The 13,436-nt window shown below is 60.8% G+C and carries 15 protein-coding genes and 1 tRNA gene; 8 read left to right on the top strand and 8 right to left on the bottom strand.

Features of this window, described 5'->3' with window-relative positions; translation table 11 throughout:
• Nucleotides 1–72 precede the first annotated feature (72 nt).
• Complete coding sequence (glmU, locus tag BN32_RS05215) at nt 73–1,434, bottom strand: bifunctional UDP-N-acetylglucosamine diphosphorylase/glucosamine-1-phosphate N-acetyltransferase GlmU (protein ID WP_019197066.1); 1,362 nt, start codon at nt 1,432–1,434, stop codon at nt 73–75.
• Between the two features lie 162 nt (nt 1,435–1,596).
• Between glmU and BN32_RS05210 the strand changes: the two genes are divergently transcribed.
• Together BN32_RS05210 and BN32_RS05205 are read left to right on the top strand one after the other, a co-directional pair.
• Nucleotides 1,597–2,697: a hypothetical protein gene (locus BN32_RS05210; RefSeq protein ID WP_019197065.1), complete on the top strand. Its 1,101-nt coding sequence runs from the start codon at nt 1,597–1,599 to the stop codon at nt 2,695–2,697.
• Nucleotides 2,698–2,756: 59 nt separating this feature from the next.
• The gene (locus BN32_RS05205) at nt 2,757–3,137 is read left to right on the top strand and encodes a hypothetical protein (protein WP_019197064.1); all 381 of its coding nucleotides are present in this window, start codon (nt 2,757–2,759) and stop codon (nt 3,135–3,137) included.
• Here the strand turns inward: BN32_RS05205 and BN32_RS05200 are convergent.
• The gene (locus BN32_RS05200; protein ID WP_040426015.1) at nt 3,097–4,587 is read right to left on the bottom strand and encodes a glycoside hydrolase family 17 protein; all 1,491 of its coding nucleotides are present in this window, start codon (nt 4,585–4,587) and stop codon (nt 3,097–3,099) included. The two genes, BN32_RS05205 and BN32_RS05200, sit on opposite strands and share 41 nt — an antisense overlap.
• 384 nt (nt 4,588–4,971) lie before the next feature.
• Here BN32_RS05200 and BN32_RS05195 point away from each other — a divergent pair, with 384 nt between their 5' ends.
• Nucleotides 4,972–5,520: a hypothetical protein gene (locus BN32_RS05195; protein WP_040426014.1), complete on the top strand. Its 549-nt coding sequence runs from the start codon at nt 4,972–4,974 to the stop codon at nt 5,518–5,520.
• A 63-nt stretch (nt 5,521–5,583) separates the two neighbouring features.
• Here the strand turns inward: BN32_RS05195 and BN32_RS28040 are convergent, their stop codons facing one another.
• Complete coding sequence (locus BN32_RS28040; RefSeq protein ID WP_283805240.1) at nt 5,584–5,718, bottom strand: hypothetical protein; 135 nt, start codon at nt 5,716–5,718, stop codon at nt 5,584–5,586.
• Between BN32_RS28040 and BN32_RS05190 the strand changes: the two genes are divergently transcribed.
• The gene (locus BN32_RS05190; protein WP_019197061.1) at nt 5,708–8,368 is read left to right on the top strand and encodes a glycosyltransferase; all 2,661 of its coding nucleotides are present in this window, start codon (nt 5,708–5,710) and stop codon (nt 8,366–8,368) included. The two genes, BN32_RS28040 and BN32_RS05190, sit on opposite strands and share 11 nt — an antisense overlap.
• Nucleotides 8,368–8,682 (top strand): hypothetical protein, encoded by a 315-nt coding sequence (locus tag BN32_RS28195; RefSeq protein ID WP_173405765.1) that lies wholly within the window; start codon nt 8,368–8,370, stop codon nt 8,680–8,682. The genes BN32_RS05190 and BN32_RS28195 overlap by 1 nt, the downstream gene beginning before the upstream one ends.
• Nucleotides 8,683–8,692: 10 nt before the next feature.
• Here the strand turns inward: BN32_RS28195 and BN32_RS05180 are convergent.
• A tRNA-Lys gene (locus tag BN32_RS05180) sits at nt 8,693–8,768 on the bottom strand.
• Nucleotides 8,769–8,938: 170 nt separating this feature from the next.
• Between BN32_RS05180 and BN32_RS05175 the strand changes: the two genes are divergently transcribed.
• Nucleotides 8,939–9,190, top strand: a complete 252-nt coding sequence (locus BN32_RS05175) for a hypothetical protein (RefSeq protein ID WP_019197059.1) — start codon at nt 8,939–8,941, stop codon at nt 9,188–9,190.
• 25 nt (nt 9,191–9,215) lie between these two features.
• On the opposite strand, the gene BN32_RS27210 is transcribed toward BN32_RS05175, so the two are convergent.
• Nucleotides 9,216–9,386, bottom strand: a complete 171-nt coding sequence (locus tag BN32_RS27210) for a hypothetical protein (RefSeq protein WP_019197058.1) — start codon at nt 9,384–9,386, stop codon at nt 9,216–9,218.
• Nucleotides 9,387–9,498: 112 nt separating this feature from the next.
• Here BN32_RS27210 and BN32_RS05170 point away from each other — a divergent pair, with 112 nt between their 5' ends.
• Nucleotides 9,499–10,428 carry a glycine/sarcosine/betaine reductase selenoprotein B family protein gene (locus tag BN32_RS05170; protein ID WP_019197057.1) on the top strand — a complete coding sequence of 310 codons (930 nt, stop codon included), beginning with the start codon at nt 9,499–9,501 and terminating at the stop codon, nt 10,426–10,428.
• 1 nt (nt 10,429) lies between these two features.
• On the opposite strand, the gene BN32_RS05165 is transcribed toward BN32_RS05170, so the two are convergent.
• Together BN32_RS05165 and cysK are read right to left on the bottom strand one after the other, a co-directional pair.
• Complete coding sequence (locus BN32_RS05165; protein WP_019197056.1) at nt 10,430–10,675, bottom strand: BrnA antitoxin family protein; 246 nt, start codon at nt 10,673–10,675, stop codon at nt 10,430–10,432.
• Between the two features lie 2 nt (nt 10,676–10,677).
• Nucleotides 10,678–11,661, bottom strand: coding sequence for a cysteine synthase A (cysK, locus tag BN32_RS05160; RefSeq protein WP_040426011.1), 984 nt, complete (start codon nt 11,659–11,661; stop codon nt 10,678–10,680).
• 230 nt (nt 11,662–11,891) lie between these two features.
• Here cysK and BN32_RS05155 point away from each other — a divergent pair, with 230 nt between their 5' ends.
• The gene (locus tag BN32_RS05155; RefSeq protein WP_019197054.1) at nt 11,892–12,104 is read left to right on the top strand and encodes a hypothetical protein; all 213 of its coding nucleotides are present in this window, start codon (nt 11,892–11,894) and stop codon (nt 12,102–12,104) included.
• A 25-nt stretch (nt 12,105–12,129) separates the two neighbouring features.
• Here BN32_RS05155 and tgt read toward each other — a convergent pair whose 3' ends face one another.
• Nucleotides 12,130–13,263, bottom strand: a complete 1,134-nt coding sequence (tgt, locus tag BN32_RS05150) for a tRNA guanosine(34) transglycosylase Tgt (RefSeq protein WP_040426009.1) — start codon at nt 13,261–13,263, stop codon at nt 12,130–12,132.
• Between the last annotated feature and the right edge of the window lie 173 nt (nt 13,264–13,436).

The raw sequence follows: 13,436 nt of genomic DNA, 5'->3' as shown, positions 1-13,436 counted from the left end.
CTGCCTCAACAATTGTTGCGGATTGAGACAGGGTAAACCGTTAACGAAATCAGCGCGGTAAGTGCTGGTGCCTTACTTTTGACTTTTCGGCTTCCGATTGAGCAATTTCATCTCGCGGAAGCGTTTTGCCCAGCCCTCGCGAACGGTCTGCTGGCTGCGTTCGACCGCCAGCGAGTCGTCCGGCACTTCCCGGGTGATAACGGAGCCCGATCCGATAAAGGCGCCTGCACCGATCTTGACCGGCGCCACCAGCGACGAGTTGGAGCCCACAAAAGCCCCGGCGCCGATCTCGGAGCGGTGCTTGTCGAAACCATCGTAGTTGCACACGATCGTGCCCGCACCGATGTTGGCTTTCTCGCCGATGTGCGTATCGCCGATGTAGGTCAGGTGATTGACCTTGGTTCCGGCGTCGATCTCGGAGGCCTTGGTCTCGACGAAGTTGCCGATGCGAACGCCCTCTCCCAGCACCGTGCCGGGCCGCAGACGCGCAAAAGGACCGACCAATGCATTCTTGCCGATGCGCGAATCGATAAGGCTTGAGAACGAGTGAATCACCGCACCATCCTCGATGGTGACACCTGGACCGATCACGACGAACGGCTCGATCGTGACATCCTTGCCGAACGTGGTGTCCGCAGCGAGGAAAACCGTTTCCGGAGCAATCAGCGTCACGCCTGCATCCAGCGCGGCCTGCCGCAGCTTGCGTTGCATCACCTGTTCAGCTTCGGCGAGTTGGCCCTTGGTGTTGATTCCGCGCACTTCGTCCTCGCTGGTTTCGATTACGACAGCCCGCAAGCCAAGCTCACGCATGATCGCCACCGCATCAGTTAAATAGTATTCGCCCTTGCTGTTGCCATTGCCGATACGATCAAGAATTGTCAGCGCGGTGTGGCCCGCGAACGCCATGACGCCCGCATTGCAAAGTGTGACGGTTCGCTCGGCTTCGCTGGCGTCGGCGTGCTCGCGGATAGCGGCAAGCTGTCCGCCCTCTTCCAGCAGCCGCCCGTAACCCGTTGGATCGGCGGCGCGGAATCCGAGCACCGCCAGCGCCGCGCCGTCCTTCAGCGCAACCCGCATCCGCTCGAATGTCGTGGCGTCGATCAACGGCGTATCACCGAACGCGATGAGAATATCATCCGCGCCATCAGCAATGGCCTCGCGCGCCGCCAGCACCGCATGGGCCGTTCCGAGCCGTTCGCGCTGAACGAAGGTTTTGGCGTCGGGCCGCGCGCGCCTGATTTCGTCGATCACCGCCTGATGATCGGGCCCGACCACCACGGCAACCGCATCGCCTTTGTCACTGGGCGCTGCCGCAAGTACATGGGCTACCAAGGGCCTGCCAGCAACAAGATGCAGCACCTTGGGCAGGCTTGAGCGCATGCGGGTGCCCTCGCCGGCGGCAAGCACGATCGTGAGGGTTGTTCTGCCCGACATGCGTTTTTCCTGTACCGCACGCAGAAGCGCGCCGGCGCCGTCTTACCCGAGAGCGTCGAGGGACAAAAGCGTTTTGGACGCTCTCCTCCGCGCGCAGACCCCGGCTTCCTGTTAATCTTTACACAATGATTCGCCGGGGCACGGGAGGGCCACACCTGCGCTATGACCAAGGACAGCCACCAATTCCGCGATGATCTGACGGACGACGATGGCGCCGGCTGGATCAATCGCTTTCTTGCGGAAGAGGACGAGTTCGACGGGCGGTCAATGTGGCGGCTCGCGTCATGGGGCGTTGGCTCGGTCGGAGCGCTGATCATCGCGATTCTCGCGACTCGATCGCCGGCGGCGATCAACCGCGATCAGCTGGCCTCCGCCGAAATCGCGCGGCAGACCCAACAGGTCCAGTGGATCGCCAAGGAAAGCCAGAACAAGGCGCGGGAACTTACCGCAGCACTCGAAACGCTCAATGGCGACCGCGACCGGTTGTACGCACGCGTGACCGTGCTGGAACAGGGCCTGGATTCGGTGACCGGCGCGCTGGCGCGCCCAGCAGTGGCGACACTGCCGGCGATTCAACAAACTGCACCCGCACAGGCCGCACCCGCGCCGTCAGCGGAAGCCGCCCCGATTGGACCAGTCAAACCCGCCGAGGCGAAAGCCGAGCCGGCAGCACCGCCGCCCAAGATCGCGCCGGTCGCAACCGCGGCTCCGGCGGCATCTCCTGCTCCTGCCAAACCAGCCGAGCAAAAGGCCGACGCTCCACCCGCCGATCCCGCGCCAACGGTTACGGCCGCTGTAGCGCCATCCGAACCGGCGGCGAGCGAAGCGCCATCGGCGAGTATCGTTCGCAAGACCGAGTTCGGCGTGGATCTCGGCGGCGCCAAGTCGATCGAGGGCCTCCGCGCCGTCTGGCGCGGCGCGCTCAAAATCTATTCGCAACAGCTTGCATCATTACAGCCCGTTATTGTGGTGAAGGAACGTCACGACGGATTGGGAATGCAGTTGCGGCTGGTTGCCGGACCGCTGTCAGACGCCGCAGAAGCCGCGAAGCTGTGTGCGGGATTCCTGACGGAGAGCAATCGCCCTTGCGAAACGTCCGTGTATGAGGGCCAGCGCCTCAGCATGATCAGCGAAAAACAGCCGGAGGCAAAGAAGCCGGAAGCTCCCGCTCACCGCGCGAAGCGGCGGAGCAGACAGCGCAGCGAACCGGTCGAAGAACGGCCCAGAACATCGTCATTCAGCTCGTTTTTCGGCAACAGATAACGCCCAAACCTTTTGCTGCCCGGGTTGTATCGCAATTCGATCCGAACCATATTCGACGCATGAAAAAAGAGCCGTTCAGACTGACCCCCTATCAGGTGCAATGGATTCTGATCGTGGGATTTCTCACCATCGGATACGCCATTTACCTGCGTTACATGGCCATCGAGTTTGCGCAGGTCCGCCTTGAGTGCGATGCCGGCTTGCAAACCATGCTCTGCAAGACGCGGCAGACAATGACCTACCTTTTCAAGCACTACGTGTTTGGGATTGCAGCGCTGGTCGTCGCGCTCCTGCACTTGATCCGCCCGTCGATCGTCACCCTCACCGTCGGGCTGATCGCGGCGTGCTTCGGAATCGTGCTCTACAACATCGGCCTGTCGGGCGTGGCGATCGGGCTGCTTATTCTGGGGTTTGCGCGACCCGCGCCCGAGACAGCGTAAGCGCCAGCAACAGATACAATCCACACGTCCAGAGCGACTGCCAGTTGGCCGGTCCCTCATTGAAGCCGACATAGACTGCGGAGAGCGCGAGCGCGCCAGCAAAGATCGACTCCGCGATCGGGCGCTTGCCCGACGCCGGTCTGTTCGTCGCCGTTAAGAGCAGGAACGGCACGACGGCCATCGTTAGAGCCGCAAACTGGAAGTCGCGGTAGCGCGGATCGAACACGAAGCCGAGCGCCGTCTGGGTGGCGATCACCGTCGTGACGAGCAGCACGAGTCCGAGAATGGTCTGCATGCGCGACGTGGTGCGATAGTCGCCTGGTCCGAGAAGCTCCAGAAACGTCGGAAGGCTGCGTCCGTACATCACAGTGTTAGCCACGACCAACGGCGAGAGCACGGCAGCACCGAACAGCAAGATGCCAACGGTCCAGCCGCCGACGCCGAGGCTTTCGACAATCAGCTTGTCGAACGCCACGCCGAGAAGCGCGCCGCCAGCGGTCGCGCAAACTCCAACGGTGACCCACGAACTCAGATGCGGGGACCACGGCCTGCGGCGCAGCGTCAACAGCGCTACACCAAAGACGAGCGCCGAGAAGATCATGCCGGCTGCAGCATAGACCTTCGCACGGGGGAAATTGGTAATCGGCTGACCAGCCGGATATTTCAGGTCGCGAGTCCCGTCGGCATCGAACAGACCCCAATGGCCGCCGACTGTGCCCTCCCACATGCGCTTCCAGGGCTGGTCATAGGCTTCGATCAGATTGACCCGGAACTTCTCCTGACGGGCCAGTTGAAGAATCTCGGAAACCACCCGTGCCTGATTGGCCCGTGACGGCAACGCACCTTCGCGCATGCGGCCTGCGCTCGGCCAGCCGGTTTCGCCAATCAGGATTTCCTTGTTCGGGAATGCGACGGCCATCCGTTTGCGAATCGAATCGACGTGGCTTGCAGCATGCCGCGCGCGGATTGGGTGATCCTCCCAGTACGGCAGGATGTGAATCGTGACGAAGTCGACGGCGTCATAGACGTCGCGGTTCTTCAGCCAGAATTCCCAGACGTCGGCATACGTGACCGGGACACCGGCCTTCGATTTCACGTAGCGGATGTTTGCCACCAGGTCGGCCGCAGTCATCTCGCCCCGCAGCAGCACCTCGTTACCGACGATCACGGCGCTAACCACGCCCGGATACCTCTTGGCGAGCGCAATACCGGTTTCCATCTGCGTGCGGTTGTCGACGCGGTTGGTGCCGATCCAGACACCGAGCATCACCTTGAGGCCGGCTTTCTCGGCGAGTTCAGGAATGCGCTCGAGGCCGTTGCCGACCGAATAGGTACGGATGCAGCCGGTGACCTTGGCGAGTTGTGCGAGGTCTTCCGCCATCTGCTCCGGCCCGATGACCAGTCCGGGCTCGAGCGGGTTTTGTCCTCCCCGGAACGGCGCGTAGGACACGCATTCCAGCTTCGCTGCAGGGTCTATTGGCGCGCGCGCCAAGGTGATCGGCGTGGCTAACCACCACCAAACTGCGGCAATAGCGCTTAGGGATATGACGAGAAGGGCCAGTGGCGTACGAAGCGAAATGGTTCCGTCCTCCGGGGAGGCACGTCGATACCCGGTCGCCGCTGGTCTGCCAAGACCCCAACCAGCACCTACCCCCGGTCTTCTCGCCGCACGCCCTTACCAAAATCGCATCAAACTTCCACCTTGCTGGACAAAAACATAAATGTCCTTCATGGGAATCAGGCAGTTGCGGTAAAGGCAATCTTCCGCCGCAATAGCGGGGCATCTGTTTGGCGCCGAGCGTTGCCGATTGGCACGCCATTCATCGGGGATTTCATGGGTCTGGTTCGTACCGGGTTTCGAGTTACCGTTTTTCAGCGAGTCGCCGTTCCGGCCCTTGCTCTGTTTGTCGGGATCGGGGCCGCTATCGCACAAAGCGGCGATCTCCGTGCTCAGGACACAGCCCCCAAACAGGCCGCTCCAGCCGATGCGGCCAAGGATAGCCAGCGCAAGGCCGACGAGTTCGTTGAGGCCGCGCAGGCGATCAATGGCCCCGCAGGAAACCCGGAATGCGTCTGGCTCGGACGACGTGTGGTCGGCCTGATGTGGCGCGACGACCTCGACACGGCGTTCCGCCATCTCGATCTCTACGAGCGGTTCGGTTGCCCCGGCGGCCACATCCAGGCCTCGTTCCGCTGCGTGGTACGATTTGGCGCAACGATCGACCCCAAGGTGGCAGAAACCCTCAACGGGCGCGTCCACGCCTGCTGGATCAATCCGGCGGCGCAGCCACAGGCTGCAGCCGCTCCGGCCAGCCCAGCGCCGGCTCCTGCAGCGCCGCCAGCTTCGGCAGCAGCGCCTACACCGGCCGCACCAGGCAAATAGCCGCCTGCAAAACTGCCGATGGGGAACCAAGCGGCCGCGTCTCAATTGGACTCGGCTGCGCCCTCAAAACGCCATGTCGCCATATGAGTTGTTAAGCTGCGCAGCATAGATAAGCTGCTGTTGACGCTGCCGAACCGAGGGGACAGGTTCGCGATCTGCCACGTTTGGCCCCGTATGGTTTTCCTTGATGCGTGCCATCGTTGCTGTCCTGCTCTGCGTTACCGCCATTCACGCCGCCCTCTGGGGCCTGTTGCGTGACGAGCAGAAAGCCCCCGACTTCAACGGAATGCTGCCCAGCCTGTCCTACGCGCCGTTTGAAGGCACGGGACACCCGGACGTCGACAACATTCCGAACAAGGAGAAAATCCGCGCGGACCTGAAGAAGCTCGCGACCATGACCAAGGCCATCCGCCTGTATTCGTCGACGGGCGGCGTTGAACTGGTTCCCGCGATCGCCAACGAGTTTGGCCTCAAGGTCACAGTCGGCGCATGGATCGACAAGAACGCCGACCGTAACGAGCGCGAGATCGCGGCCGCTCTTGAACTTGCGAAGCGCAACAGCAACGTCATCGGCATCGTCGTCGGCAACGAAACCATCTACCGCGGGGAACAGAAGGTCGAAGATCTCATCGAGATTATCCAGCGCGTCAAGAAACAGACCAATGTTCCTGTAACAACTGGCGAAATCTGGAACATCTGGCGCGATAATCCGCAGCTCGCCTCTGCCGTCGATTTCATTGCCGCTCATATCCTGCCGTATTGGGAAAACTTTACCGCCCAGCAAGCAGTCGATCAGGCCATGTATATCTACGGACTGCTAAGGGACACCTTCCCCGGCAAGCGGATCGTGATCGCCGAATTCGGATGGCCGAGCGCGGGATACAACCTCAAGAATGCTTTCCCCGGTCCGTTCGAGCAGGCCTGGGTGCTCCGTAATTTCGTGACCCGCGCCGAAGCCATCGGCATGGACTACAACATCGTCGAAGCCATTGACCAGCCGTGGAAGTTTTTTGAAGGCGGCGTTGGACCTTACTGGGGCATTCTTGATGCTTCACGTGAGCCCAAGTTCTCTTGGACAGGGCCTGTTGTGGACCACGACTACTGGAAGGTTGCGGGCATAGCCCTGCTGGTTGGGGTTCTGCTGTCCTTCCCGATTTTCCGCCTGGCGCGTCCTACAGTCATGCAATCGGTTGTGCTCGCGGCCGCAGCCAGCGGAGTCGGCGCTTGGGTCGCGACCGTCTTTGCTTATTGGAACACGCACTATTTCGTCTTCGGGTCCGCGTTCGCGCTGACGCTCGGTCTCATCCTGCTGGTGCCGCTTGTCCTGATTGCCATGGCGCGGATCGAGGAAATCGCGACCATTGCCTTCGGGCACAAGCCGGCCCGCCTGATCTCGGCGGCGGTGCCCTCTCCGGCCGAAGGATATGCGCCGAAGGTCTCGATCCATGTGCCGGCCTATTTCGAGCCGCCCGAGATGCTGAAACAGACGCTCGATGCGGTATCGCGGCTCGATTATCCGAATTTCGAATGCGTGGTGATCATCAACAACACGCCCGACCCTGCGTTCTGGCAGCCGATTCAGGATCACTGCCGCACGCTGGGCGAGAGGTTCATTTTCATCAACGCCGAGAAAGTCCAGGGCTTCAAGGCCGGCGCGCTGCGGATCGCGATGGAGCGCACGGCTCCGGATGCGGAAATTATCGGCATCATCGACGCCGACTATGTGGTCACACCGGACTGGCTCAAGGATCTGGTGCCGGCCTTCGTCGATCCGCGCGTGGGTTTGGTGCAGGCCCCGCAGGAACATCGCGACGGCGACCGCTCGCTGATGCACTACGCCATGAACGGCGAATATGCCGGTTTCTTCGACATCGGCATGGTGCAGCGGAACGAAGCCAACGCCATTATCGTCCATGGCACCATGTGCCTGATCCGCCGCGCGGCGATGGACATGGCGGGCGGCTGGGCCGGCGACACGATCTGCGAGGATACCGACCTCGGTCTCGCGATTATCGAGCACGGCTGGCTGACGCACTACACCAACAAGCGCTACGGCTATGGCCTGCTGCCGGACACCTACGAGGCCTTCAAGAAGCAGCGCCACCGCTGGGCTTATGGCGGGTTCCAGATCGTGAAAAAGCACTGGCGCCGGTTCTTGCCCAATGCAAGCCGGCTCTCACCGGATCAGAAGCGCGAATTCGCGCTCGGCTGGCTGAACTGGCTCGGCGCGGAAAGCCTCGGCGTGGTCGTCGCAATCCTGAACCTGATCTGGGTGCCGATCGTCTCGTTCGCCGACATTGCCATTCCGGATAAAATTCTCACGCTACCGATCATAGCGGCCTTTGTGGTGTCGCTCTCCCACTTCCTCATCCTTTACAGGCTTCGCGTGCCGGTGAAGGTCGGCCAGATGCTGGGGGCCATGGTAGCGGCGATGTCGGTGCAATGGACGGTTTCTCGGGCTGTGGCGAACGGCCTGATCACCGACCACCTTCCATTCGCCCGAACGTCCAAGGGCGGCCTCTCGATGATGTCCGTGGAATTCCAGGCGTTCTGGGAAGCCGTCATCGGCATTTTGCTGATCATCGGCGCAATCGTGCTGGTGGCGTTCAATGTGAAGGAAGTCCGGGAGATCAATATCTTCGCGGGCGTGCTCGTGCTTCAGAGCCTGCCTTTCCTGTCGGCTGTTGCCATTGCAATCCTCGAGAATTCGCGGATCAATGCGTTCAGCTTCTGGAAGACTTCCACGGTTCGCGCTGCAGAACTCATCGGACTGCGCCGCGAGGCAACGCCGGCAGGTGTCACCGCACAGCAGCCGGTCCCGTCGGACGTCCGTCCCGACATCAATTGATGTTTTCAGCGATTGAGTTCGTCAGCTTACTTCATGCTGACAAATGTGCCCCACACAGCGGCCAGTCCGGCGCCTATCAAAACGTAAACCGGGTGCCGGCAGAACGCGTCGCCGTAGGCGCACATCTGAGAGCCAAACTTGCCGAGTTGGCCTTGATCGGCGGCATAGAAGAGCCCGGACAACACGACCAGGAGACCGGCGACAAAGTACATTTTCGTTGCCCTCTTTCGCTGCAAGAACCGCATCTGGATGCGGCGTTATTCTTGCTGCGATTCTCCCTCGCGCGTCGAGAGACGACCGCCACACTTGGTTGACAGGGTGCCATGGTGAGCGCGGTGGGACTCGAACCCACGACCCCATGATTAAAAGTCACGTGCTCTACCGCCTGAGCTACGCGCTCACGTGTGGCGGTGTGTAGGTGGCGGGTGGATGTGGGTCAAGTGCAGCCCGGCATCCTTGTTCAGGCTGTGGAATTCCTGCCGATCCCGAGACGTTCCGCCGACGGAGGCGACAATTGACAAAAGAACAAAAAGAGAACACAATGCCAATATCACTGCCTGGGAAACACAGATGGCCGATATCTCCTACTATGTGGCGCTTCCGTTCAGCGAGGATGACGAAGGATCCGTCGTAACGGGAACAGCGGAAGAGTTTCAAAGCGCATCTACAGCGATTCGGCGCGCGGAAACGTTGTCGCGGACGTCCGGCGTCGTTGGCGCTGTTGCCTTCACGCGCTCCGGCGATCCGATGACGGGCGATTTCAAGGATGCAATGATCCTGAAGGCATTCGGGAACGTTCCAACGGATCTCAGCGCCCTGTAGACGATTCGTAACTGCGCAGCGGCCGTCAGGATCTGCGGTCCTCCTGCTCCTTCAGTTCGTCTTCGCTCAAATCATTCCGGGGAGCAGCGAAGTCATCACTGCTGGGATCAACCTTGAATGGTGCACCCTTGGTCGGATCCGACGGCCGCTTCTTCGGCTTCGAGCCGGCAGCGTCGCCTTTCTTCTTTCCAATCATCGGCTGATTTCCTTGCCTGCGCTGCCGGTATTCCCGGCATCATTCCCTTGAATATGGCTGAGACGGAGCGCATCTGCTACGCCTACCTCGCCAGGTTTCAAGGACTTTGATCATGACGGATTCGCCTGCTGCCTCCGAGAATACCGTGTGCGATTTCGACTTGCCCGTCCCTTACATGCAGCGGACGCGGGATTATTATCTCGCTATCGGTTATGATACCCCCTACCGCTGGGCGCACAATGTTGCAGCGCCCTTCCAGCCGCTGACCAAGCCTCTGGCGAAGTCGCGCGTGGCCATCGTGACCACGGCCGCCCGGTTCGATCCTGCGAAGGGCGATCAGGGACCGGGGGCAGCCTACAACGGCAGTGCGAAATTCTATCAGGTCTACAGCGGCGACACGGCACAACAGCACGATCTGCGAATCTCGCACATCGCCTACGACCGCGCGCACACGTCCGCGACCGACATGAACACCTGGTTCCCGCTGGCGCAATTGCATCGCCTCGCTGGCGAAGGCCGGATCGGAACGGTTGCGCCGCGCTTCTTCGGTGCGCCGACCAATCGCAGCCATCGCGTCACCATCGATACCGACGCGCCGGACATTCTTTCACGCTGCAAGGCGGATGACATCGACGCCGTCGTTCTGGTGTCAAATTGTCCAGTGTGCCATCAGACCACCGCGCTGGTCGCGCGCCATCTGGAGGCCAACGGGATTTCAACTGTGTTGATGGGCTGTGCGAAGGACATTGTCGAACACGCCGCCGTGCCGCGATTTTTGTTTAGCGATTTCCCGTTAGGCAACTCCGCGGGCAAACCCCATGACGTGGCGTCTCAGGCCTTCACGCTGGAATTGGCTTTGAAGGTGCTGGAAAGCGCGCCGGGTCCGCAAACGACCGTTCAATCCCCGCTGCGCTGGAGCGAGGATGCCTCGTGGAAACGCGACTACAACAACGTGGAGCGCATGGCGCCCGAGGAACTCGCGCGGCGACGCCGCGATTTCGACGCCCAAAAGGAAGCCGCGCGCGCCAATCGCGTGGCGTGATTCAGTCGGATTTTCCTGCGGCTTTGCGCAGCGCCGCATTGATGCGGTCCTGCCAGCCGGGACCACCCTCCTGAAAGTGCTCAAGGACATCCTGATCAATCCGGATTGAGACAAGCTCCTTCACACCCGGGATTGCGACCGTCTTGGGAAGTGCCTCCGGCTCTTTCTTGGTGACAGATTTGAACGCCGCCTCGGCTTCCGTCTTGGCGTCGCTGAGCGTGCGCGGCCGTCTTGGAGGTGACGCCATACTCAAATTCCTTCGAACAGCGCCGTGGACAGGTAGCGCTCGGAGAACGACGGGATGACGGCCAGGATGGTCTTGCCCGCATTCTCGGACCGCTTGCCGAGCTCCAGCGCCGCAGCAATGGCCGCGCCCGATGAAATACCGCCGGGGATGCCTTCGATACGCGCCAGAGCCCGGGATGTGGCAATCGCCGTTGCGCTATCGACCTTGACGATCTCATCGATCACAGACCGGTCGAGAACGTCCGGCACAAAGCCTGCGCCGATACCCTGAATTTTATGCGGCGAATGCTGACCGCCGGATAGAACGGGACTTTCCACCGGCTCGACAGCGACCACACGCAAGGATGGTTTGCGAGGCTTCAGAACCTGCCCCACCCCGGTGATCGTACCGCCGGTCCCGACACCGGCGACGAATATGTCGATATTGCCACTGGTATCGTTCCAGATCTCCTCCGCAGTCGTGCGGCGATGCACCTCGGGATTGGCCAGGTTTTTGAATTGCTGCGGCATCACCGAGTTGGGCGTGTTGCGGATCAACTCCTCTGCGGTTGCAATCGCGCCTTTCATACCCTGGGCTGCGGGCGTCAAAACAATCTCCGCGCCGAGAAATGCCAGCATCTTGCGGCGCTCGATCGACATTGACTCCGGCATCACGAGCTTCAGGCGATAGCCGCGCGACGCGGCGACGTAGGCCAACGCAATACCTGTATTACCGGATGTCGGCTCGATCAGAACGGTGTCTGGATCGATCACACCGGCTTTCTCCATCGCGATGATCATGGCCGCGCCAATGCGATCCTTCACACTCGCAGCCGGATTGAAATACTCGAGTTTGGCGAGAATTGTTGCCTTCACGCTGTTCTGTTCCGGCAACCGATGCAGCCGGACAATCGGCGTGTCGCCAAATGCATCAACGATGCTGTCGTAGATTCGCCCGCGCCCCGGCCCATGTGCCTGCGAAACATTTGGGTGTGTCTTGGTGTCCATGCCGAGGTCCTCCACATCAATCAAATGCGAGCCATCAGAGAAAGCTACGCAAAACGAACAGCTTCGCCATTAAGGGCGGCAGCGCTCATGTGCGCAAGGGGTAATCACGGCGCGGCGGCGAGCGTTGCATCGCAAAATGCATTTCGCAAAAGGAACGCATTTGTGTTGCGACATCTTCAAACTCCTATGTGTATATTGGGCATAAGCTCAAATCCGGTAGGGAGGTCACGATGCCAGCGCTTGCTGAAATTCTGTCGACCAAGCCATCACGCTTACCGCCGCGCACGTCCGACCGTCCGGTGTGCACGATTTGCGCGGACTCAATGGTCGCAGCCGAGGCATCTGCATTTCTTTCTGATGACGTGATCAGCTATCTGTGGACCTGCGACAATTGCGGCTATGGCTTCGTCACGAAGCATTCCACCAAGATCGTCTGCAACTGACGGCACAACCTGTCCGCATAATTTGTCAGCGCGGCGCGATATCGCCCCGCGCCCATTCAGCGCGAACGGATGCACGGTAATCGCCGTATGTCCCGGCGGCGATAGCTTCGCGGGCACCGCTCATCAGGCTTTGATAGTACGCGACGTTGATCTCCGACAGCAGCATCGCGCCCAGCGCCTCCTCTGATTTCACGAGGTGGTGCAGGTATGCTCGCGAATAGCCGTTCGCCGAACGCCAGGCGCTTTCCTCGTCCAGTGGACGCGGATCATCGGCATGGCGGGCATTGCGCAAATTGATGACGCCATGCCGCGTGAAAACGTGGCCATGGCGGCCATTGCGCGTCGGCATCACGCAGTCGAACATGTCGATCCCCCGCGCGACTGCCTCCAGCATGTCGTCCGGTGTCCCGACGCCCATCAAGTACCGCGGACGTTCCTGCGGCAGGATAGGAGCAACCTCTTCGATCATCGCCAGCATGACGGCCTGCGGCTCGCCAACCGCCAGTCCACCGACCGCATAGCCATGAAACCCTACGTCAATCAGCGCGCGGGTGCTCTCGCGGCGCAATTCGGGAATATCGCCGCCCTGTACGATCCCGAACAGCATGTATCCCGGAGGTGCAGTCTCGAAGGCCCGTTTGCTGCGCTCCGCCCAGCGGATCGACAACTGCATGGCGCGTTCGATATCGGTCCGCTCGGCCGGCAGCCGCACGCACTCATCGAGTTGCATGGCGATATCGGACCCGAGCAAACGCTGCACCTTGATGGCGCGCTCGGGCGACAATTCGACTTTGGTGCCGTCGATATGCGAGCTGAACGTCACTGCATGTTCCGTGACCTTGCGCAGCTTTGCCAGCGACATGACCTGAAAGCCACCGGAGTCGGTCAGCATCGGGCCGTTCCATGTGGTGAACTTCTGCAGTCCACCCAACACTGCGATGCGCTCAGCGCCAGGACGCAGCATCAGGTGATAGGTGTTGCCGAGCACGATATCCGCACCCGTTTCACGGATGTCGCGCCAATGAATGCTCTTCATGGCGCCCGCCGTACCGACGGGCATGAACGCGGGCGTCCGCACAACGCCATGCGGCGTCGTAAGTTCGCCGGTCCGCGCTTCGCCATCGCGGCCGAGAAGCTGGAAATGGTTGGGAACACTCATCTCGTGATCCGGTTCTGACATTCGTATTCCATCTCAGCAGACACCATTTACGAATGTCAGAACCAAAGGATCACGAGAACAATAAATAGCTAGTGTCCTTTCGTATCCGACGTTCGTACGGAAGGTGTTGCCGAGTGAAACGAACGTCGGATACGGGACACTGCCGACGTTAT

This window comes from Afipia birgiae 34632 (assembly GCF_000308295.2).
GTDB lineage: Bacteria > Pseudomonadota > Alphaproteobacteria > Rhizobiales > Xanthobacteraceae > Afipia > Afipia birgiae.
This window is presented reverse-complemented; position numbering and strand designations above follow the sequence as displayed.

Excerpts from the sequence above, each read along its gene's own strand:
- BN32_RS05170 (WP_019197057.1), top strand. The coding sequence starts at position 9,499 with ATGACGGATTCGCCTGCTGCCTCCGAGAATACCGTGTGCGATTTCGAC.
- BN32_RS05195 (WP_040426014.1), top strand. The coding sequence starts at position 4,972 with ATGGGTCTGGTTCGTACCGGGTTTCGAGTTACCGTTTTTCAGCGAGTC.
- BN32_RS05210 (WP_019197065.1), top strand. The coding sequence starts at position 1,597 with ATGACCAAGGACAGCCACCAATTCCGCGATGATCTGACGGACGACGAT.
- tgt (WP_040426009.1), bottom strand. The coding sequence starts at position 13,263 with ATGAGTGTTCCCAACCATTTCCAGCTTCTCGGCCGCGATGGCGAAGCG.
- glmU (WP_019197066.1), bottom strand. The coding sequence starts at position 1,434 with ATGTCGGGCAGAACAACCCTCACGATCGTGCTTGCCGCCGGCGAGGGC.
- BN32_RS05155 (WP_019197054.1), top strand. The coding sequence starts at position 11,892 with ATGCCAGCGCTTGCTGAAATTCTGTCGACCAAGCCATCACGCTTACCG.
- BN32_RS05190 (WP_019197061.1), top strand. The coding sequence starts at position 5,708 with ATGCGTGCCATCGTTGCTGTCCTGCTCTGCGTTACCGCCATTCACGCC.
- cysK (WP_040426011.1), bottom strand. The coding sequence starts at position 11,661 with ATGGACACCAAGACACACCCAAATGTTTCGCAGGCACATGGGCCGGGG.
- BN32_RS27210 (WP_019197058.1), bottom strand. The coding sequence starts at position 9,386 with ATGATTGGAAAGAAGAAAGGCGACGCTGCCGGCTCGAAGCCGAAGAAG.
- BN32_RS28040 (WP_283805240.1), bottom strand. The coding sequence starts at position 5,718 with ATGGCACGCATCAAGGAAAACCATACGGGGCCAAACGTGGCAGATCGC.
- BN32_RS28195 (WP_173405765.1), top strand. The coding sequence starts at position 8,368 with ATGTTTTCAGCGATTGAGTTCGTCAGCTTACTTCATGCTGACAAATGT.
- BN32_RS05205 (WP_019197064.1), top strand. The coding sequence starts at position 2,757 with ATGAAAAAAGAGCCGTTCAGACTGACCCCCTATCAGGTGCAATGGATT.
- BN32_RS05165 (WP_019197056.1), bottom strand. The coding sequence starts at position 10,675 with ATGGCGTCACCTCCAAGACGGCCGCGCACGCTCAGCGACGCCAAGACG.
- BN32_RS05175 (WP_019197059.1), top strand. The coding sequence starts at position 8,939 with ATGGCCGATATCTCCTACTATGTGGCGCTTCCGTTCAGCGAGGATGAC.